Annotated in this window: 16 protein-coding genes; 5 read left to right on the forward strand and 11 right to left on the reverse strand. The window is 59.9% G+C overall.

Annotated elements, in window-relative coordinates; translation table 11 throughout:
• Window positions 1-14: 14 nt before the first annotated feature.
• The gene (locus O4G74_RS10350; RefSeq protein WP_269402533.1) at window positions 15-1,685 is read left to right on the forward strand and encodes a response regulator; all 1,671 of its coding nucleotides are present in this window, start codon (window positions 15-17) and stop codon (window positions 1,683-1,685) included.
• On the opposite strand, the gene O4G74_RS10355 is transcribed toward O4G74_RS10350, so the two are convergent.
• The 10 genes from O4G74_RS10355 to ahcY form a co-directional block, all read right to left on the reverse strand.
• Window positions 1,682-1,975, reverse strand: coding sequence for a 4a-hydroxytetrahydrobiopterin dehydratase (locus tag O4G74_RS10355; protein ID WP_269402534.1), 294 nt, complete (start codon window positions 1,973-1,975; stop codon window positions 1,682-1,684). The two genes, O4G74_RS10350 and O4G74_RS10355, sit on opposite strands and share 4 nt — an antisense overlap.
• Before the next feature lie 2 nt (window positions 1,976-1,977).
• Window positions 1,978-2,592 carry a hypothetical protein gene (locus O4G74_RS10360; protein ID WP_269402535.1) on the reverse strand — a complete coding sequence of 205 codons (615 nt, stop codon included), beginning with the start codon at window positions 2,590-2,592 and terminating at the stop codon, window positions 1,978-1,980.
• On the reverse strand, window positions 2,574-3,227 hold the full coding sequence (locus tag O4G74_RS10365; RefSeq protein WP_269402536.1) for an HAD-IA family hydrolase: 654 nt from the start codon (window positions 3,225-3,227) through the stop codon (window positions 2,574-2,576). Before O4G74_RS10365 ends, O4G74_RS10360 begins: the two co-directional genes overlap by 19 nt.
• A 69-nt stretch (window positions 3,228-3,296) precedes the next feature.
• Window positions 3,297-4,310 carry a biotin synthase BioB gene (gene bioB, locus O4G74_RS10370; RefSeq protein ID WP_269402537.1) on the reverse strand — a complete coding sequence of 338 codons (1,014 nt, stop codon included), beginning with the start codon at window positions 4,308-4,310 and terminating at the stop codon, window positions 3,297-3,299.
• A gap of 135 nt (window positions 4,311-4,445) precedes the next feature.
• Window positions 4,446-6,890, reverse strand: a complete 2,445-nt coding sequence (locus O4G74_RS10375; RefSeq protein ID WP_269402538.1) for a sensor histidine kinase — start codon at window positions 6,888-6,890, stop codon at window positions 4,446-4,448.
• A gap of 99 nt (window positions 6,891-6,989) precedes the next feature.
• Window positions 6,990-8,837, reverse strand: a complete 1,848-nt coding sequence (locus O4G74_RS10380; protein ID WP_269402539.1) for a DUF2785 domain-containing protein — start codon at window positions 8,835-8,837, stop codon at window positions 6,990-6,992.
• Between the two features lie 92 nt (window positions 8,838-8,929).
• Window positions 8,930-9,196 carry a DksA/TraR family C4-type zinc finger protein gene (locus O4G74_RS10385; RefSeq protein ID WP_269402540.1) on the reverse strand — a complete coding sequence of 89 codons (267 nt, stop codon included), beginning with the start codon at window positions 9,194-9,196 and terminating at the stop codon, window positions 8,930-8,932.
• A gap of 80 nt (window positions 9,197-9,276) precedes the next feature.
• Window positions 9,277-10,329, reverse strand: coding sequence for an SO2930 family diheme c-type cytochrome (locus tag O4G74_RS10390; protein ID WP_269402541.1), 1,053 nt, complete (start codon window positions 10,327-10,329; stop codon window positions 9,277-9,279).
• Window positions 10,326-11,597 (reverse strand): parallel beta-helix domain-containing protein, encoded by a 1,272-nt coding sequence (locus tag O4G74_RS10395; protein ID WP_269402542.1) that lies wholly within the window; start codon window positions 11,595-11,597, stop codon window positions 10,326-10,328. Before O4G74_RS10395 ends, O4G74_RS10390 begins: the two co-directional genes overlap by 4 nt.
• A 127-nt stretch (window positions 11,598-11,724) precedes the next feature.
• Window positions 11,725-13,119: an adenosylhomocysteinase gene (gene ahcY, locus O4G74_RS10400; protein WP_269402543.1), complete on the reverse strand. Its 1,395-nt coding sequence runs from the start codon at window positions 13,117-13,119 to the stop codon at window positions 11,725-11,727.
• A 151-nt stretch (window positions 13,120-13,270) separates the two neighbouring features.
• Between ahcY and O4G74_RS10405 the strand changes: the two genes are divergently transcribed.
• Window positions 13,271-13,873, forward strand: a complete 603-nt coding sequence (locus O4G74_RS10405) for an EF-hand domain-containing protein (RefSeq protein ID WP_269402544.1) — start codon at window positions 13,271-13,273, stop codon at window positions 13,871-13,873.
• Here O4G74_RS10405 and O4G74_RS10410 read toward each other — a convergent pair.
• Entirely contained in the window at window positions 13,863-15,005 is a 1,143-nt protein-coding gene (locus O4G74_RS10410) for a histidine kinase dimerization/phosphoacceptor domain -containing protein (RefSeq protein WP_269402545.1), read from the reverse strand. The genes O4G74_RS10405 and O4G74_RS10410 overlap by 11 nt on opposite strands.
• Window positions 15,006-15,176: 171 nt before the next feature.
• On the opposite strand from O4G74_RS10410, the gene polA reads away from it, so the two are divergent.
• The 3 genes from polA to O4G74_RS10425 all read left to right on the forward strand — a co-directional run bounded on the left by polA (window position 15,177) and on the right by O4G74_RS10425 (window position 20,248).
• Complete coding sequence (gene polA / locus O4G74_RS10415) at window positions 15,177-17,969, forward strand: DNA polymerase I (protein WP_269402546.1); 2,793 nt, start codon at window positions 15,177-15,179, stop codon at window positions 17,967-17,969.
• The gene (locus tag O4G74_RS10420) at window positions 17,970-18,707 is read left to right on the forward strand and encodes a hypothetical protein (RefSeq protein ID WP_269402547.1); all 738 of its coding nucleotides are present in this window, start codon (window positions 17,970-17,972) and stop codon (window positions 18,705-18,707) included.
• A gap of 767 nt (window positions 18,708-19,474) precedes the next feature.
• A complete protein-coding gene (locus O4G74_RS10425) occupies window positions 19,475-20,248 on the forward strand; it encodes a GDSL-type esterase/lipase family protein (protein ID WP_269402548.1) in 774 nt (257 codons plus the stop codon).
• Window positions 20,249-20,438: the final 190 nt, after the last annotated feature.

Below are 20,438 nucleotides of genomic sequence, written 5' to 3' on the forward strand. Positions count from 1 at the left end.
ATGGGGAGAGGCGCTTGGCGCACCGCAACGAAATCAATCTGTCGCTCAATCAGGTCCTTGATGCCGTCGCGGGCATCGAGAACGGATTTGCCCTGCATGGCCCGAACTTCGAACTTCTCTTCGTGAATGAGACGGCCCGGCTCCACTTCCCGGAATTCTATGCTCAGCTCTCAGCGGGCAGGAATCTCGACGAAGCCATGCTCGCCAGTACGCGCTCGATCATCGAAGACAGCGAGAGGTTCAGCACGGTCGATTATTCACGCCAGCTGGTCGAAAAGATTCGGTCTTTCGGCACGATCGACGTACAGACAAGCGAAGGCAATACGATCAAGGCAAGCTTCTCGCCCATGCCGGACGGCAACGTCCTTTGCCTCAGCCACGACATCACCGACATTCAGGAAAACCAGCGCAAGCTGCGTCACGCCAAGCGCGAAGCACAGGCGGCAAGCGAGGCGAAATCTGAATTCCTGGCCTCGATGAGCCATGAGATCCGCACACCGCTCAACGGCATACTCGGCATGGCGCAGGCGCTGGCGTCCCGCCAACTCGATACTGATGAGCGGGAAATGGTCGGCGCCATCCTCGATTGCTCGAAATCGTTGATGACGCTTCTCAACGACATTCTGGACCTCTCGAAGATCGAGGCTGGCAAGCTCGACATCGCGCCGATCGCCGACGACTTTCGCCACAAGCTCAAGCGGACCGAGCGTTTCTACCGCCCGAAGGCCGAAGAGAAGGGCCTTTTCCTGCGTGTGATCGTGGACAAGTCCGTCCCCTCTGTCCTCGAATTTGACCCCGTTCGCTTCCGCCAGTGCATCGACAATCTCGTGTCGAACGCCCTCAAGTTCACGTCCGAAGGCGGCGTGATCGTTGCCGCGACGTGTGAGCCGACCGACAGGGAAGGACATGTCCGTTTGAAGATCCATGTGTCCGACACTGGTATCGGCATGGATGAGGGCCAGGTCGCGAGCCTGTTCGAGAACTTCCAGCAGGCAGATCGCTCCACGACCCGTATCTATGGCGGCACAGGACTAGGCCTTGCCATTACCAGAAAGCTCGCCCGCATGATGGGCGGCGATGTCAGCGTCGTCAGCAAGCCAGGCAAGGGCTCCATCTTCACGCTCAGCTTTGAAGCAACCCTTCCCGAATACGCAGCGCCGCCTCAGATCCCGGAAAGCTTCAAACCACACGAGGTCAAAGTCCGCGACGAACGCGTCGTCGACTTTCGTGGCAAGACGGCCCTCGTCGTGGACGACAACCGCATCAATCGCCGCGTTGCGCGTCTCTTTATTGAGCCGGTGGGACTGCACGTCCTCGAAGCATCGAGTGGCGAGGAGGCTCTCGAAGTCCTCCAGACTTCAAAAATCGACATTGTGCTACTCGACATACACATGCCGAAGATGGACGGGCCTGAAACCCTCAAACGCCTGCGCGAGATGGGCGGCGCCTTTGAAAGCGTACCTGTCATCGCGCTCACCGCGGATGCCATGGCCGGCGACCGCGAGCGTTACATGAAGATGGGCATGTCTGACTACGTGTCCAAGCCCATCGATGAGCGCGAGCTTATCGCAACCATGAGCCGGTGCATGTCAGCGGCAGGTCCCGAAGTCGCCGCACAGCGCAACGCCGAAGATGCGGAGACGCTGGGCGCCCTCGACAGCCTCATCCAGCGGATGAGCGCCTAGGCCAGCTTGGCGGCAAAGCCGTCCATCTTGTTGGCGAGGTCAATGTCCTTTTGCGTAACGCCGCCCGCATCATGCGTGGTCAGTGTAACCTCAACCGTATTATAGACATTGAACCACTCAGGATGGTGGTCAGCTTTTTCCGCTTGCGTCGCACTGGCGCTCATGAAGCCAAAGGCGGTCGAAAAGTCCTCGAACTTGAACGTCTTGGTGATCGCGTCCGTATCGCCGTCTGCGGCTTTCCAGCCTTGGACCTTGGTCAGGACGTCTTCGACTTTCATCTTGTCGGCCATTGCTATTCCTCGCCTGTTATCTCGTGAACGTAATAGAGCCAGCGGCCATCGTCGGCGATTGCCGTGCGAATCCCTGGATAACCGCGCCCTTCCCTGACCTGTGCAATCCCCGCCTCGCCGACCAGTTCCTCAAGCCGCGCCCTCTGGCTGAAGTTCAGCCTTTCCGGGAGGAGCGCCTCAGGCTCCAGCGCGGCAAGTTCTGGCCAGACATACCAGGTTTCCCCTGCCACCATCTTCACCCCGTACGGTCCGTCGAGCAACTCCTCGAGGCGAAGGATGGGGTCAAACCCGGTCCGGCGCAGCAAGTCCCAATGGTCACCATGCGACGCACCAGCGAAATTGGAGATAAAGCCAGACTGTGATCCGGCGAGCCGCGTCAGCTGGCGCAGCGAATTGCTTTCGATAATCCCGCGAAGCTGCCCGATCGTGCCCTGCGCAGGCGCACTCAGCACCGTGCGATCAGCCTCCGGCTCCCGGCTGGGCAACATATATTCAGGCGCTTGCTCGACCTGCAGCGTGACCGTCTCACGTACATCTTCCTCACCACAGGCGACCAGCCCGGCCATCAGGACGGCGCCCGTGAGGAGGCGGATTGAAGTCAGTCTGTAAGCATCCATCCAGTCGCGGCTTCCAGGTCAGACAGAAGCTGATCCTCATTCAGTACCTTGATCGTCGTCATCCCCATCGCCCGGGCAGGTTTCAGGTTGATGCCGAGATCATCGAGATAGACACAATTCTTCGGGTCGACATCCAGCGCTTCACACATCAGCGCATAAATCCGCGGATCAGGTTTGCGGATGCCGAGTTTCGAACTCTCGATCATCTCGTCGAACAGGCCGAACACCTTTTCAATCTCGCCTGCCCTGCCTTCATCGGCCTGCATGCCCGCGCCCTTACCGACCGGCGCATTATTGGTGATGCAGCCCACCTTCACCTTCGCCTTACAGCGCTTCAGCGCCTCGACAACGCGCGGGCGCAGATCGCCCGACAACAGGCCCAGTATGTCCTTGCCCGGCACCGAGTGACCCAGCGCTTCGGCTTCCTTGCGAAACAGCTCGTCAAACTCCTCCGCGGTTACCTTTGACTGCTCCAGCTTCGCCCAGGCATTCGTGTCGCCATTGACGGCATTCACACCGCGAATGAAGTCCTTGGGAAGGCCTCTTTCGGCCTCATAGCGATTGAACGCTTCGAAGGGCGAGGAGGTGAGCACACCGCCAAAGTCCCAGATCACGGCTTGGATATTGTCTGTCATGGCAAAAGCTGTAGCCCGCACTCCTGCGGCTGTCGACCATGCCGCTCCGACAAGACCAGGATCAATTTGTCAGGCGCCGATCAGCCGGGTTTTGGCCTTGGGCTGAGCAGTCGCGGTTTCTTCCCGGCTGGCATGCTCAAAGCCCATCGCGCCCAGCAGTGCCTCGTCCCGCGTCTCGCCTGGATTATCGGTCGTCAGCAACCGGTCGCCTACGAAAATCGAATTGGCCCCAGCCAGCATGCAGAGCGCCTGACCTTCCTCGCTCATCTCATCACGGCCAGCCGACAGACGAACCCAGCTTTTCGGAAAAACGATCCGGCAGACAGCGATGGCTCGCGCCATCTCGATCACGCTGACCGGCGGGCTTTCGCCGAGCGGCGTGCCCTTGATCGGCACCAGCATGTTGATCGGCACGCTTTCTGGATGAGGATCAAGCTTGGATAGCTCATGGATCAGCCCGATGCGGTCATCGCGCCCTTCGCCCATGCCCAGAATGCCGCCGACACACAGGTTCAGTCCTGCCTCCCGGCAATGCGCCAGCGTCTCCAAGCGGTCCTCATAAGTTCGGGTCGAGACGACGCTGGTATAGTACTCGCGGGAGGTATCGAGATTGTGGTTGTAATAGTCGAGGCCCGCTTCCTTGAGCGCGACAGCCTGTTGCGGTTCCAGCATGCCGGCGGTGACGCAGGTCTCCAGACCTTCTGCCTTCACGGCTGAAATCATGGCAGCGATCTTGGGCACATCGCGTTCTTTCAGATTCCGCCAGGCTGCGCCCATGCAGAAACGGTCCGCACCGCCTTCTTTTGCTTCGCGTGCGGCGGCGACCACGTCTTCAAGCGGCATCAGCTTTTCAGCCTTCAGCCCCGTATCAAAGTGCGCAGACTGGCTGCAATAGCCACAGTCTTCGGCGCAGCCGCCAGTTTTGATGGAGAGAAGCTGGCTCTTCTGAACTTTGCCATCCGCCCAGTTCGCGGACTTCACGGCCAGCGCCTGACCCATCAAGCTATCCAGAGGCAGGGCGTACAGATTCCCAATCTCTTCTCGTGACCAGTCATGCCGGGGTGTGAGTCCACTAAAAGCCATGAAAATATCTCTCCGTCTGGTGCCCGTTCGCTATGCAGAGAAGCATATGCGAGCGGCCTTCAGATGCGTTTTCAAGGTAAAGCAGGCGCGGTTCAACCCGCCACATCCATTGACGGCGCGATTTTTTGGGGTGCGTTACGCAGATGCGCGTGCAGGCGCGACATCCCAATCGGTCTGACGACTGACCGTCGCTGTCACTGGCAGCCAGCAGACAACTTCGGTTCCGCCGCCGGGGGTCGACTTGATACCGACATTACCGCCATGCAGGTCGACAAAGTTCTTTACGAGCGCAAGGCCAAGCCCGGCACCGCGCTGGTCAGACGAGGTAAAGCTGTCAAAGCTTGAGGCTTGATGCTCGGCATCAATGCCCTTGCCGGTGTCGCGCACGGACAGGATCGCCATGTTCTCGACGCGCGTCGCAGAGACAGTGATTTCGCCGCCCGGCTCGGTAAACCGCATGGAGTTCGAAAGCAGGTTAAACAGGATCTGGCGGATACGGCGCTTGTCGGCATGGATTGTGCCGAGATTGTCACCGATCTCCGCATGAACATTGATTTCGGTATCCGATGCCTTGCCGACAGTCAGGTCGATGCCCTCCTGCACGATTTCGACAAGAGCAAAGTCCTCAAGGTCAAGATCCATTCGTCCGGCCTCTATCAGGGCGAGGTCGAGAATGTTCTCAATCAGCTTGTTGAGATGGTCGGAGGCGGTCAGGATCGAATTCACATTGTCCATCTGACGCGAATTTAGTTCACCATTAGTTTCCGACTGGAGAAATTCTGCATAGCCGAGGATGGTCGTCAGCGGAGAGCGTAGCTGATAGCTGACATTCCGCACGAACTCTGTCTTCAACCTGTCAGCCGCCTCAAACGCCTCAGCGCGCCCACGGAGCGCGCCTTCAACGGCCCGCTGGGCCGTCTCGTCAGCAAAGGCGATCAGCGTGTTTCCATCCGGCAAAGGCTGGGTGATGTAGTGCAGCACAGTGCCATCCGCGCGCTGCATCTCGCCTTCGGTGGTCCGGCGTGCATTCGCTGAAGGGTCGGTGATATGGCCCTTGATCTCGCTCCAGCGGTTTCGGTCGCTGAAGAGCGGCAGGCATGCTTCGATGACATCATCATAGTCCGGCGTATTCTTCACGTCGCTCGCATCAAGATGCCAGAGCGATTCGAATGCCTTGTTGGAAAGCTTCAGTCGGCCGTCAGAACCGAACACCGCCACAGCCTGACGAAGGCTATCAAGCGTCGAGGTCTGCGTCTTGATCAACGCATTGAAGCGCGTCTGCAGGTCAAGCTCGCCGGTGATGTCCTTGAACAGCAGCAGCAGCCCGCCCATCGGGTGGCGCTGGCGCGTGACAGAGAGCGTACGCCCATCAGGCAGAGACCAGGTGTCTTCCTCGATACCGGTAATTTCACGGTAGTGAGACAGCTCATCGGCCCGCCAGGTCGCATATTCAGCCTGCGCCGGAAGCTTCCTGTCCTGACGCAGCCGGTCCAGCAGCTCACCATGGGTCGGCGAATCGAGCAGGTAGCTCTCATCGAGATCCCACATTTGGGAGAAGGCGCGGTTGTAGAATGTCAGGCGCCGGTCCGGGCCAAAGATGGCGACGCCATCGGCGACATGGTTCAGCGTCTCATCATGCGCGCGCACATGGCGGTTCAGCTCGTCGCGGGCAGCTTCCTGCTCTGACACATCAAAGGCAATCGCGCCTGCGCCGCCAGACAGCGGGAAGCTCAAGATGCGCATGGAGCGACGCTCGCCATCAATGACGAGGTTACGCACAGCATCAATGTCGCGCTGCTCGGTAATCGTGCGGCGCAATTGCTCATCAGTCTTGTCATCCAGCTTTAGCTGGCGATCGAGCGCTTGGTCCAACGACTTGCCGTCCACAGCTTTCAGATAGACGTCGTTCGCCCATTGCAGCCGCCCGACACCTGACACACGCCAGGCCGGGAAAGGCAGCTTACCCAGCATGTCGAGGAAGGCGGTCGGGTCGCGTGCGATGATCTGGCGGGTCTCTTCCAGCTTGCCGCGTGCAGAGCTTTCTTCCAGGCCCTTGATCGTCGAATCGGTAATCCAGACGACGGCCCGCGCGCCAGCCGTACGTCCATCTGCTTCAAGGAAGCGGCCTGATGGGCCGATCAGCGTCAGCGAGAAAGGCTGGCCATGCTCGCGCAGTTCACGCAGGCGTTCGCGCAGCGTGGTGTCCTTGCCAGCGCCGTCGCGCGCTTCAAGGTCGGCAAGCCCCTCAATGATCCGGATAGACGGGTCCTCGGACACCGCCTCATCGGTGAACTTCAACAGCCCTGCCAGCGCGACCGGGGAGCCATGTATCTGCGGCGGCGCAATATCGTCGTCTTCGTCCTCGAGCTCATCGCCCTGCCAGACAAGTATCACGCCGGGATGTGCACCAAGCACAGACTGGAGCGCAGCGAGATCCGTCTCAGCTTCGGCAGAGCGCTCGCGATACTTGCGCGCCGCGCCGCGCGCGCCGTCAGATGTCCGCAAGGCCCACAGGATGAAGGCAAGGCCAAGCGCCAGCGCACCGCCAGAGATGATCAGGGAGACGTTATCAGCAGTCATCCGTTACCTTCGCCACTTTCCCACAGGTCGCGCCACAATGCGCAAATGTTAACCGATTGACCCGTTCGCGTTAAGCCCGGGTTAACGCGGTGGTAACCCTTATGGCACGCGGCTCAGAAGATGTTCGGCGCCGGTGATGACCGCGTCGAGGTCGCCTTCCTCCCGGCCCTCTGCCGTTTCCAGCAGGATCGAGGCGAACGCCCGTATGTTTTTGCGACGCGCGTCAGCCTCGCCATCTGCGAGCGCATCCTGCCAGGTGTCATGCGGCGCAGGGTTTGCCAGCACCTCCATCCAGATCGCAATCTGCTCCTCGGTCAGCAGGCCGCGCTGCACCAGAAACAGGATCGGGCGGGCGAGGCGCTCTGGTTCTTCAAAGCTGAAGACAGGTGCCTCTTCCGCGCCGATCGCGTCAAACACCGCCTTGGCAATCATGAACGCCTCACCCTCACCGATTTCCGGGTTGAGGCTCAGCTGCATCAGAAGGTCCGCGCCATGCGCCACCCCGTGCCGCCAGCCCTCGCCTTCGATGAAGCCGCGATAGTCGCGCAAATTAGCCGTATAGTCAGCGCCAGCCGCCAGAAGCGTTCGCCGCTCGCCCTGGCTCATCCACGACTCGATCCGGTCCGTCCGCGCGACTTCAGCCAGAGCCAGCGCTGCGAAGGGACGCGAAAACCCAAGTGGGTCGTTTTCTGTATTCACCAGACGGGTCAGCAAACGCTGCTTCAGCTCGCGTAGCTCCGCTTCTTGCGCGCGGTCAGAGCGCAGAATGTCGGTAATGCCTTCATAGGCGATGCCATCGCGAATGTCGGGGTTGGGGTCGGCCAGACAATGCTCCAGCATCGAAAGATAGCCCGCCGAGCCCTCTCCATCCGAAAGAGGAAACCCGCTCTCTTTCCAGCGCAGCAGGATCTCATGGGTCCAGCCTTCTGGGATGCACTGCCCGCCATCCAGCAGCGGCTGTTCATCCGGGGCGGCATGCTCGGCCAGCTCATCCACCATTGAAAGGATCAGGGGCGCCGGCAGGGACCGCCCATCACCGGCCTGCGATGCATCCCAGAGACAGTCAGGATTGATGCCGAGTACAAATTCGGAAAGCCACTCGATGTCCGGCACCGCCTCGTCTCCTGCAAAGCCGTGGGGCGCGGCTTCATCGGCTTCAACATAGGCAGCAAGATAGCGCGACGCGGTTGGTATGTATGACCAGTGCCATCGTTCTGGCTCATAGCCCAGCTTGCGTCCGCTCGCCCGCGCTGAATAGACCTCGCAGAAGCCATATTCAGCCGCATGCGCCTTCAGCCAGTCATAGACGGGCTTGCCCTCTGGTGTGTCGAAATAAGCATTGTTGAAAGCGTTGAGGTCGACTTCAGTCCCCCAGTGATGGCGGGAGGTTCCCGGCATGGCGCTGTAGCGCATGATGTTGAGCGCAATATCTCGCGCGCTAACCCCGGGCAGTCGCTCATGCCGATCCTGCCACTTGCTCTCCCAGATAAAGCGCTGGTGCCTGAACGAGCGGAAGGCAGACAAGATGACGAGGTGAACGCCGTCACGCGCAGCGGCCTCGCGCATGCGTCCATACGCTTCCAACGTGTCGTGTTCGGCATACATGCCCCCGCGCACTGCCCAGCTTTCGGGGACTTCCCAGAAGACTTCATAAGGGTCGACATCCCCGCGCAAGATGCGGGTGCGGTCAGGATAATCCTCCGGCAGGCGCAGCTTCGGCCGGTCCATCCACGCACTGGCCGACGCCATGACAGGTTCGCGGACCGTGTCCTCGTCGCCTTCTTGAGCGGCCTCGGATCGCAACGCCTCTTCCTCGACGGCTGCGACCTCTTCGGATTGACCAACCTCTTCAACGTCCGGCACTTCTTCAGCCGTCACATGCGCCGCATGCGAAAGCACCATAAAAGCCGCCGTCAGGGCCAGTTTCTGAAAAAGCGATGACGCCATGCTTTGACCCCAGCTGCGCGAACCCGCTGGCATCATGCGGCCAGCCGATCAGCGGGGCAAGCATACCTTCCTGTATTGAGCAGGCCTGCCCGCTATTTGAGCTGGCTGTCCTTTGAGCCGCGTCGATTGATGCCGCCGCGCGCACTGCGTTCGGCATCCAGTTCCCTCTGACACTCGATACAATGGCGCACCCCTGGGACCAGTTCACGACGCTTTTCAGGGATAGGTTCGCCGCATTCAGCGCAATGGGTCAGGCTCTCACCCGCAGGGCGGGTCGCTTGTATGCGCGCCAGCTCATCCTTGATGGAATCGTCGATCTGATCCTGCACCGCGCCGTCGCGCGACCATCCGCCTGCCATGAAAACCTCCTGTCGAGTGTAGGGACTCAACAGTCAGGCGGTAGGCGGGTTCCGAGCCGGGTAGACTTCCGACCCGGCCTTCAGTTCTCCGAGGGCATGTCCTCAATCCACGCCCGGACGAGTTCAACGCCCGCATCATCGATCAAGGCGCGGCCAAGTTCCGGCATGGCGACACCTGCCTCGGCCGAATCCATACGGTACACCATGATCGACGCCTCCGGCGCCCCGGGCTCAATCACCACAGTCCCACTGCCTGATCCGCGACCTGCAGCCGTTGGATGCTTGCCGAACCCGATCCGTACGGCCTCCTGCTCCTCCCAGCCAAGCCATAGGCCAGAATTGGAGGCAGAGCCTTCGGCCCGGTGGCAATGGGCGCAATTGATATCGAGGTAGGCCCGCGCCCGCGCATTGAGCGGCAAACTCGCATCATGCATATCGGCAACCGCTTCGACGCTATCCGGCGCCACGGTCAGCATGCCGCGCGCCGTCCAGTCCTCGATCTGGCCGACACCCAGCGGCCCTTCATGGCTGAGATTGCGCGCCTTCGGACCGATCGGCGCGATGGCATCGCCGAGCTGGTGACAGGTCTTGCACTGGTTCTGGTTCGGGACCCGGTAGTCGATCTCGACAGGCATGCCCGACGGGTCGGTAAAGGCGAGATCGAGCCACGCCCCGGCGGGCGCATAGCGCGCTTCGGTCTCATCCTCGTTCCAGACATAGGGGTAAGCGGCCCAGCCTTCGGCCTTGTGAATCAGAAGCCGGGTTTCACGATAGCGCTCGCCTTCATCAGGCGTGCGCATGTCCGGTGCAAATGCGAACGTCTTGATGAGGACCGTGCCAACCGGAAAGTCGAGCACCTGTTCGCCGCCGCGATAGGAAGCCGCCTGCCCGTCGGGTACATAGACGAGCCGGTGCTTGCTCGCATGATCGGAAAAGAGCGGGTTGATCAGTTCGTAAGGGATAACGTTCGCTGCGGGCTCTCGCGCCGATGCATCCGTAAAAAGCCCATAATCGGCCAGCGTCTCGGCTGGCCCCGCCGCAAGAATGGCTTCCATGTCCGGCCCTGTCGGCACCTGTTGCTGCCCGCAGGCAGGCAGCAACAGGGCAAGACAAGCGGCGAGCGCTCTTCTCATTCGGCGTGAGAGAGCTTCACAGTTGGGATGGCCCCGATGCTTTCCCCGGCCGGGCGGTCCATGCTCGGCGAAGCAGCCGAGACATCCATCGGATAGGATCCAAGGCCAAGGTTCACGAAGCCAACACTCTCAGGCTCATTGATGAAGATGTTCACATCCGTCTCATCATTGCCGCCCCAGCTGGTGACCCCATCCCAGATGATCGGTGGCAAGTTGCCGCCAATGAGAGATGCCAGTTCACCCAGGTCGCCCTGCGGGTTGTAGCCGCTCTCGCCATAAGTGTTGTTGCGCACTTCGATATTGCGCGGCAGCGGGTTGTAATCCTCATCGCTGAAGTCCTGCGAGTAGGCAGTAATCAGGACATGAGCGGTCTGGTTGTTGGCAAAACTGTTGTCGCGCACCATGACCTTTTCATTCGCCATGATGATGACACCGGTGCCGGACGGAACGCTCGCCACGATATTACCAGGAGGGGCGAAGTTCCGGGTATTGTTGTCTTCGATCAGATTGTTTCTGATCAGGGTCGTGTTTCCGCCCATGACCGGCAGGTCTGGAAGGTCAAAGACGAGAATGCCGCCCGCATTGTTGCGAACGACATTGCCGTTGACGACGGCGTTCGAGGAATTCTCGATCTCGATACCGGCGACGTTGAATTCAGCGATATTGTCGCGAACGATGATATTATCGGACTGGCCGACATAGATGCCTGCATCGGACGCACCGCGCACATGGCTGCCTTCAACAAGAACGTCCGTGCTCTCGACAGGGTAGATACCGTAAGCGCCATTGTCTTCGCTCGGCTCGCCCAGCCACTCGACCTTCACGTTTGAATAGGTGATGCGGTCGGCGCCTTTTGACTTGATGCCGTCGCCTTTGGTGTCGCGGACGGTGAAATTTGTCAGCGTGACATCATCAGACGTGACAAGAAGCCCCTCGCCAGACCCCATCTGGTTCTTGAAGTCTAGAATGGTTTCGGACGGGGAGGCCCCGCGTAGGGTTACACCATCGACGTCCAGTGTCAGACCGTCCGTCATGGCGAACGTGCCAGCCGGCAGCGTGATCGTGCTGCCGGGTTGAGCTTCGATGAGCGCCGTCTGGAGGCGCAGTGCGAAGTCATCGCCCGCCTCGATGGTGCCGCCGGAAGCGCCGCTGGTGGTCCCATTTACAGACGACTGGTTGCCCGACGCGTCGCTGTCAGAGCCGTCCCCAGCGCCGCCGCACGCAGCCAGAACACTCACACTCGCTGCGGCGAACAATAGTTTGCGCATAACTGATTCCTTCAACTGATAAATCGGTCTTCACTTTCGCTATTTCCGGCTGCTTCGGCAACCCGGCGTAAAAAAAGGGCGCCGGATTTTTCCAGCGCCCTCTTTCACGTGTCTGAACAGCTGCCGCCTAGTAGCGGTAGTGGTCTGGCTTGAACGGGCCTTCTGTGGTCACGCCAATATAGTCGGCCTGCTCGGTGGACAGTTCCGTAAGACCGAGGCCCAGCTTGCCGAGGTGCAGGCGTGCCACCTTCTCGTCGAGGTGCTTGGGCAGTGTGTAAACGTCGTTCTTGTATTCGCCCTGGTTCTTGTGAAGGGCGATCTGGGCCAGCGTCTGGTTGGTGAAGGACGCCGACATCACGAAGGATGGGTGGCCCGTCGCATTGCCGAGGTTCACGAGACGTCCTTCAGACAGCAGGATGATGCGCTTGCCATCCGGGAAAGTGATCATGTCGACTTGCGGCTTGATGTTTTCCCATTTGAAATTGCGCAGGCCTTCGACCTGGATCTCATTATCGAAGTGACCGATGTTACAGACGATCGCCATGTCTTTCATGGCGCGCATGTGATCGACCGTGATGATGTCCTTGTTACCGGTTGCGGTGACAAAGATATCAGCCTCGCTGACATAGTCTTCCAGCGTCTGGACGTCGAAGCCGTCCATGGCCGCCTGCAGCGCACAGATCGGGTCAACTTCGGAGACCGTGACGCGTGCGCCGGAGCCTGCGAGCGACGCTGCAGAGCCCTTGCCCACATCACCATATCCAGCGACGAACGCCTTCTTGCCGGCCATCATGACATCGGTGCCGCGGCGAATCGCGTCGACGAGCGATTCCTTACAGCCATACTTGTTGTCGAATTTCGACTTGGTGACCGAGTCGTTGACGTTGATCGCCGGGAAAGGCAGCTCGCCGCGCTTGGCGAGTTGGTAAAGGCGGTTCACGCCGGTCGTGGTCTCTTCGGACACGCCGCGAATTTCCTTTTTCACCCTGGCGAACCAGCCCGGCGTTGCAGCGATACGCTTCTTGATCTGCTTGAAGAGGTAGATCTCTTCCTCGGATTTCGGATCGTTGAGGAGAGACGGGTCATTCTCGGCCTTCTCGCCAAGGATGATGTACATGGTCGCGTCGCCGCCATCATCGAGGATGAGGTTGATAAGCTCGCCATTCGGCCATTCGAAGATCTTGTCGCAGAAGTCCCAATACTCTTCCAGCGTCTCGCCCTTGTGAGCAAAGACCGGCGTGCCGGCATCGGCGATTGCCGCTGCCGCGTGGTCCTGCGTGGAGTAAATGTTGCAGCTTGCCCAGCGCACTTCAGCGCCCAGCGCTTCCAGGGTCTGAATAAGCACGGCGGTCTGGATGGTCATGTGCAGCGAACCAGCGATGCGCGCGCCCTTCAGCGGCTGCTCTGCGCCATACTCTTCGCGCGCAGCCATGAGGCCTGGCATCTCGGTTTCGGCAATTGCGATTTCCTTGCGGCCAAATCCCGCCAGGGAGAGGTCCGCGACGGCGTAGTCATTAGCCATATCAATGATCCTTTATATGATTTATTTTGCCACTTAACCCAGCGTCCTGCCGGGATCAAGCAGGCGAGCCGCACTAATGACGCATTCTGGTTGTGGTAATTCTGCAACGCCCACGCTAGTTTGTGTTCTGGGCTGGTAGATTGGAGACTTCATGCCCCGCTTTTTGAGCCTCGGCCTCATCGCTTTCGCCTGCGCCTTGCCTTCGCTCGCGCAGGACCGGTTGGTGGTCACTGAAGTCAGCACGGACGACGTTACCATCGAAGACGAGGACGCAATTGTCCGCCTGCCGGCCAATGGTGAAGTCCGCTCCCGGCGCGACCGGGAGCGCCTGCAGGCCGACAAGCTGAAGCTTGGCGGCGGCCTTCTTGCCTCTTTCGATACGAATGAAGACGGCATCGTAAGCCGCACCGATCTCTCAGCTGGCATCGAAGCGGCGTTCGCGGACGCCGATGCGAATGGCGATGGAGAGCTCACCGCACTCGAACAGCAGGCATGGGCGCGTAGCCTGCCGACCCGTGACAACTCTCTGGCCAACCCGGTCCGCTTCGACCCGAACCTCGACCGGCGCGTCAGCTTCGAAGAGTTTTCCGCCGTCATTACCGATCTCTGGAATGACTACAGGGCCGATGGCGATGATATGCTCAAGGTGTCCGCACTGAAGGCACCTGAAGAAAAGAAAAACCGCTTCCCCAACCTTCTCGACGGGGAACTGACCTCTCGGGCCGGATCAACCATCCCGCAGTTCAGGCGCTAATAGCCGTCCTGCGATGCGCCGGGATGGTCAGCTCAAGAACGTAACCTTCGGAACTGGAACTACGGGAGATGGCCGCCCCGATCCGCGAAGCTGCTGACTCCACGATCTTTGTGCCAAGCCCTGAGTTTCTCGACTGTCGGTCAGCGGCGTCTTTATGGCCCGACCAATCGTCACTTTCTCCAATGCCATTGTCCGCACATCGGATGACCATGTCATCCCCAGACCCGCGCACCTCGATCGTGATGCGGCCTTCGCGGTCATCGGGAAAACCATGCTTGACCGAATTGGCGACAAACTCGCTCACAATAATGCCCACAGCGCCTGCCACTTGCGATGTGACCTCGGCTTCGAGCGTCTGCAGATCAATTGAAATTCGCTCAGGCAGGCTATCGCGGATATACCGCACAAGGTCCTCCAGATAATCATCCAGCGGCACGACCTTTCCATCAGCGGATTTGTGAAGGGCACCGTGCAAGGCGGAAACCGCTTCAATCTTGCTGGCGACGGAATTCAGGACCGTGGCCGCGTCGATCTCGCCCTTTTTAAACTGTTTCGTGTAAACGCGGACATAGGACGCAACGGTCTGCAACGAGTTCTTCACCCGGTGGTCCATCTCATTGCGCAGGATCTCGTGCTCGCGCAGCGCCAGTCTTAGATCGAGCTCGCGCATAACCCGCCGAGCGAGTATGCCCAGGGCTTCCTTCTGATAGTCGGTCAGCTTACGCGGTTTGTGATCGAGCACGCACAGCGTCCCGAGCGGCAAACCATTCTGTGGCTTCAACAGGTAGCCCGCATAGAATCGCAGCCCGCCCTCCGGCGCCAGGCAAAGCTCATTTTCAGCGGTACGCGGGTCCTGCAGCGTGTCCGGAATCTCAACAAAGTCGGACTCCAGGATCACATGGGAGCAGATCGAGGTTGGCAGGGGGGTCTCGCGCGTCCCGAGGCCGATTTCCGCCTTGAACCACTGGCGGTGCTCGTCAATCATGTTGACCACTGAAATCGGTGTTTCGCAGATCTTCGCGGCAAGTTCGACGATCTCGTCAAAGTCTCGCTCTCGCGGCGTATCAAGGATTTCGTAGCGGTGCAGCGTTGCTATACGCTGGCGCTGTAGGGGGTGAGGCTGCGCGGACATATTCTTCGTTCTGACTTCGTTGAATTCCAAAGAGTTTCGGCGCGTCTACCACGCATTGATACCGTAGCACCATATACGTGGCGTCAGCCCTGCTGCATTGCGGTGCCCGGTTGCCCCTACCACAAGACGGCCTGGATCGCTAAACAATCGAGCTCAACAAGGATTCTGCCCATGCCAACCGCACCGATCAATGAAGACAGCCACCTCTACCTGATCGATGCGAGCGCATACATCTTCCGCGCTTTCCATGCCCTGCCCCCGCTCAGCCGCGCCTCTGACGGCCTGCCGGTCGGCGCGGTCGCAGGCTTTTCCAACATGCTCTGGAAACTGCTGGAAGAGCTGAAGGGCGATGAGCGCCCGACCCATTTCGCCTGTATCTTCGACAAGGGCAGCTACACCTTCCGCAATGACCTCTACCCCGACTACAAGGCCAACCGGGATGAGCCGCCAGAAGACCTTCGCCCACAATTCCCTTTGGTGCGCGAGGCCTCCATCGCCTTTGCCTGTCATGCGCTGGAAATCGAAGGCTATGAGGCCGACGACCTGATCGCCACCTATGCGCGCCAGGCCGCCGCAAAAGGCGCGCGCGTCACAATCGTGTCGTCCGACAAGGACCTCATGCAGCTGGTGACCGACAAGATCACCATGCTCGACACGATGAAGAACAAGACCCTCGGCATTGATGATGTCTATGAGAAATTCGGCGTCGGACCAGAGCTTGTGGTCGACGTCCAGTCGCTCGCAGGCGACAGCACCGATAATGTCCCCGGCGCCCCCGGCATCGGCGTAAAGACCGCCGCCCAGCTCCTCGGAGAGTATGGCAGCGTCGAAGAGCTTCTCGCCCGCGCCGAGGAGATCAAGCAGCCCAAGCGCCGCCAGACCCTGATCGACCATGCCGATCAGGTCCGCATCTCCAAGAAACTCGTCCAGCTCGACGAGAATGTGCCTGTCGAAGTCCCCGTCGAGGACCTTGCCGTCTGCGACCCGGACCCGAAAACCCTCATCGACTTTCTCGAAAGGATGGAGTTCCGCACCATCACCCGCCGCGTTCGCGAGACGTTTGAGGCTGACGGCGTCATCGAGGAAACGACCACCGCCGATATCGGCTTCGACCGCGAGGCCTATACCTGTATCCGCGACTTCAAGACCCTCGAGGACTGGATCGCCCGCGCCTATGAGGCCGGGGTCGTCGGTGTCGACTGCGAGACCAACAGCCTCGACTGCCAGACCTGCGACCTTGTCGGCGTCTCTATCGCCATCGCGCCGAATGAAGCCGCCTATATCCCGCTCGGCCATATCGACCCGGATCATTCCGGCGGGGACGACATGTTCGATGCCGCCCCGCCCCGTCAGGTCCGCAAGGAAGACGCGCTCGCCGCGCTCAAACCCCTGCTCGAAGATCCTGCCGTCCTGAAAGTCGGCCAGAACTTCAAATACGATCTCACCGTCTTCCATCGTAACGGCATCGACGTCGGGCCCGTCGATGACACGATGCTGATCTCATTCGTGCTGCACGCCGGCATGCACGGCCACGGCATGGATGAGCTGTCCGAACGCTATTTCAGCCACACGCCCATCCCCTTCAAGGAAGTCTGCGGCTCGGGCCAGAAGCAGATCACCTTTGACCGCGTCCCTCTCGACAAGGCGACCGAATACGCCGCCGAGGATGCCGACGTCACCCTCCGCCTCTGGACCTACCTCAAGCCCTATCTCCACAAGGAGAAGGTCACCACCGTCTATGAAACGCTGGATCGCCCACTCATCCCGGTGCTGGCCGACATGGAGCGCCACGGCATCAAGGTGGACCGCGACTTTCTCTCGCGCCTCTCGGCAGATTTCCAGCAGCGCATGGCAGGCTATGAAGACGCCGCCTACAAGTCCGCAGGCACAGAGTTCAATATGGGCTCGCCCAAACAGCTGGGTGAAATCCTGTTCGGAGCGATGGGTCTGCCCGGCGGCAAGAAGACGAAATCCGGCGCATGGTCGACCGATGCCAGCCAGCTTGAAACCCTCGCCGCCGAAGGCCACGAACTGCCCCAGATCATCCTCGACTGGCGCACCCTCTCAAAGCTCCGCTCGACCTATACCGAGGCGCTGCAGGACGCGATCAACCCGAATACGAAACGCGTCCACACAAGCTACTCCATGGCGGGCGCACAGACGGGGCGTCTCTCATCGACCGATCCGAACCTGCAGAACATCCCGATCCGCACCGAGGAAGGCCGCAAGATCCGCGAAGCCTTCATCGCCGACGAAGGCAATGTCCTCATCAGCGCGGACTACAGCCAGATCGAGCTGCGCCTGCTTGCCCATATCGCAAACATCGACGCGCTGAAGACCGCCTTCAATGAAGGTCTCGACATTCACGCCATGACGGCCAGCGAGATGTTTGACACGCCCATTGAAGGCATGGACCCGATGGTCCGCCGCCGCGCCAAGGCGATCAATTTCGGCATCATCTACGGCATTTCTGCCTTCGGCCTTGCCAACCAGCTCGGCATCGATCGCGGCGAGGCATCCGACTATATCAAGGCCTACTTCCAGAAATTCCCCGGCATCCGGAAATACATGGATGAGACCAAGGAATTCGCGAAGGATAACCTCTACGTCCAGACCGCCTTTGGCCGAAAGCTGCATCTGAAAGACATGAACTCAAAGAACGGCGCCATGCGCGCCTTCTCGGAACGCCAGGCCATCAATGCCCCCATCCAGGGCTCTGCCGCCGACATCATCAAACGCGCCATGATCGAAATGCCGGGCGCGCTGGCGGCCAAGAAGCTCGACGCAAAGATGCTACTGCAGGTCCACGACGAACTCGTCTTCGAATGCCCAGAGAATCAAGCCGAAGACACCATCGCCGTCATCCGTCGCGTCATGCAAAAAGCGCCGCTTCCGGCGTTGGACCTCTCCGTCCCGCTGGACGTCGATGCGAACGCCGCGAAGACATGGGCGGAGGCGCATTAGGTGAGCTGGAAAAGCCTTCTCATTGCGATGGCACTAGGGGGGCTTTTGAGCGAGCAATTGGCAATTGCGCAATCTCAATCGCAACGGCATCCACAGCCGCAGTTGATAACTGAGATGGACGGACTGCTGCAGTCCAAGTCTTCGATGATGCGCCGCATCAAAGCGTGGTTTCCCGATGCCTATGCAGACTTTGTCGAGCAACTTGCATCTAGCGATGAAGTACCTTCTGAGACCGCAATCATGGAAATGGCAAACCAACTTGTCTCAAGAATTCGGCGCGATAAGGCCGACTTTATCAGACAGGCTTCAGACGGTCAGCTGAAGAGCCTGGTGCGAGCAGACCAGCTTATGCATGAAACCGTATTGGAAAAATATGGGCCGGTCACCTGCGCAGAATTTGCCCTCAGCGGTGTAAATTCGCTGACTAGGGAGCAAGCCGTGGGCATCCGGTACGTCCTTCGGATGCGCGGAAATTTGATGCTGGACGCAATTCGCGGAGGCCTGCAATCAAATAAATCTCTGGCTGAACCCTCGCCCCAGGATTGGCGTCTTCTGATCGACTATTGGTACTCCATAGGGGGAAGCGAGGCGAAGCTTGAGGCACTAACCGACAGGCAAAACGTATCGCCCGATCTGTGCGAGCTATCCATAAGCTTTTCCGATGCGATACACGAACTACCCGGTGAACCGGGGCAACGCATCAGGGCTGAGATCGCTGTTGAAGCCGCTCGGGACTGACGTCTAATCGACAGATCGCAGACCTTGCCATTCAGCCATGTCTGGGCATTCCGAACAAACTCCACCCTCCCGAAGACCCCTGTGTAGGCAGGGGTCCATGGTGGTAAATTTCGAATTTTTGCTGAGCTGTGAAGGAGCGCTATGGATACCTGCCTGCGCAGGTATCTCCGGAACGGTGTGGATAGAGCGCTAACACTCGCATCCCGCGTCACCCTCGATGGCGAAGCCATCTGAGGGTCCAGCTCCGGCGCACTCAATTTCGCGCGAACACCCATGGCCGAAGACGGACGCTCAGACCGCGGGCGCGGTCAAGCGTGACGCAAGATTGAGAACGCCCACTAAACCTTCCCCTCTCCCGCGGGAGAGGGGCCAGGGGTGAGGGGGACTGCCCTTGCGATATGGGCCCTGGCCAGCAGTGATACCCCGGCCCGACTCCTGCTTTGAGAGGGAGGCATCACTGCCGCCCTCGGTCAATTCTGTAGATGCCGCCCCCTCATCCCCGGCCCTTCTCCCAAGGGAGAAGGGAGAAGGATGGCTGCCCCCTCGAAGGCACCTGCATCGTCTTAAGATACGCCCGCAAGGCGTCGATCTGCTGCCGCTCGAATTGCCGGTGCAGCGTGCGCGGGGATGATCGGCACTTATGAAAAGGCGCTCATCCTGAGCGAAGTCGAAGGACGAGCGCCGCCCGCCTAGCCTTTTCGTCTCACTTGACCTCCCGCCCGAGGCTGCGAACACTCGCGGAAAGACGAGACGAGGAAACGCGAACCATGAAACGCAACGCACAGATCTGGCTCGCCGCCTGCCTTGGAAGCGCAGCTCTACTCGCCGGGTGTCAGTCCACCGGCGAGATGGCTGTTGAGGAAACGACCACCACAACAACCGCCGCCCAGCCCCTCCCCATTGCTTCGCCAATCGCGCTCACCCGCAGCTCGCCATTCGTGTCGGAAATGTACAATTTCCTCGTACAGGACGAAGTGTTGCCGCCCGCCGCTTGCAGCACTGTTTTCACAGGCAGTTCGAGCATCAGGTTCTGGTTCACACTTGAAGAGGACTTCCCGGCGCTCGATCCCGTCAATCGCGGTTTTGGCGGCTCAGGCATCGCCCATGCGACCGCGTATTTCGACCTTCTCATATCGCCGCATCAGCCGCGCGAGATCATCTTCTATTCCGGCGAAAACGACGTGAGCGCGGGCGCGAGCGCCGATGATGTTCTCGCATCCTTCCAGGCCTTTCTGGAGAAGAAGACGGCGGCGCTCGGCGACACGCCTGTCTATTTCGTCTCGATCAAACCCTCGATCGCGCGGTTAAGCCAACTTGAGACCCAGACCGCCGCGAACCGTCTCATCGCGGACTATGCCGCGACCCGCGACGACCTGATATTTATCGACATCACCGAACCGATGATGGACGGCGACACGCCGAAGGACCTCTTCATCAGCGACCGCTTGCACATGAACGCGGCAGGCTATGACATCTGGACGAAAGTCATCTCAGAAGCGCTGGCCGACCCGGAGCGTCCAACAGCGGCAGGCTGCGATTAGGCCTGCCGCACTAGCCGCCCGCACATTTCCATTGCATTCGCCCTCGCCCGGCCCGATATCTGAACCACGCCTTTTGCGGCCCACTTCACGCTAAAACCCGCAAAGCCAACCGGCGCTGTCCCTGCCTGATCGCGCATTCCGCGCGCCGGCCAACAGGGGCAATCCGCATCGCTGGCTGCGATGCAAAAGA

Origin of the sequence: Henriciella marina, from assembly GCF_027213945.1 — a bacterium.
In the GTDB taxonomy this organism is placed as follows: Bacteria; Pseudomonadota; Alphaproteobacteria; order Caulobacterales; family Hyphomonadaceae; genus Henriciella; species Henriciella marina_A.

Coding starts and splice junctions, on each gene's coding strand:
- O4G74_RS10405 (WP_269402544.1), top strand. CDS start 13,271: ATGCCCCGCTTTTTGAGCCTCGGCCTCATCGCTTTCGCCTGCGCCTTG.
- O4G74_RS10375 (WP_269402538.1), bottom strand. CDS start 6,890: ATGACTGCTGATAACGTCTCCCTGATCATCTCTGGCGGTGCGCTGGCG.
- O4G74_RS10390 (WP_269402541.1), bottom strand. CDS start 10,329: ATGAGAAGAGCGCTCGCCGCTTGTCTTGCCCTGTTGCTGCCTGCCTGC.
- O4G74_RS10385 (WP_269402540.1), bottom strand. CDS start 9,196: ATGGCAGGCGGATGGTCGCGCGACGGCGCGGTGCAGGATCAGATCGAC.
- O4G74_RS10355 (WP_269402534.1), bottom strand. CDS start 1,975: ATGGCCGACAAGATGAAAGTCGAAGACGTCCTGACCAAGGTCCAAGGC.
- bioB (WP_269402537.1), bottom strand. CDS start 4,310: ATGGCTTTTAGTGGACTCACACCCCGGCATGACTGGTCACGAGAAGAG.
- O4G74_RS10380 (WP_269402539.1), bottom strand. CDS start 8,837: ATGGCGTCATCGCTTTTTCAGAAACTGGCCCTGACGGCGGCTTTTATG.
- O4G74_RS10360 (WP_269402535.1), bottom strand. CDS start 2,592: ATGGATGCTTACAGACTGACTTCAATCCGCCTCCTCACGGGCGCCGTC.
- O4G74_RS10365 (WP_269402536.1), bottom strand. CDS start 3,227: ATGACAGACAATATCCAAGCCGTGATCTGGGACTTTGGCGGTGTGCTC.
- O4G74_RS10425 (WP_269402548.1), top strand. CDS start 19,475: ATGAAACGCAACGCACAGATCTGGCTCGCCGCCTGCCTTGGAAGCGCA.
- O4G74_RS10410 (WP_269402545.1), bottom strand. CDS start 15,005: ATGTCCGCGCAGCCTCACCCCCTACAGCGCCAGCGTATAGCAACGCTG.
- polA (WP_269402546.1), top strand. CDS start 15,177: ATGCCAACCGCACCGATCAATGAAGACAGCCACCTCTACCTGATCGAT.
- O4G74_RS10395 (WP_269402542.1), bottom strand. CDS start 11,597: ATGCGCAAACTATTGTTCGCCGCAGCGAGTGTGAGTGTTCTGGCTGCG.
- ahcY (WP_269402543.1), bottom strand. CDS start 13,119: ATGGCTAATGACTACGCCGTCGCGGACCTCTCCCTGGCGGGATTTGGC.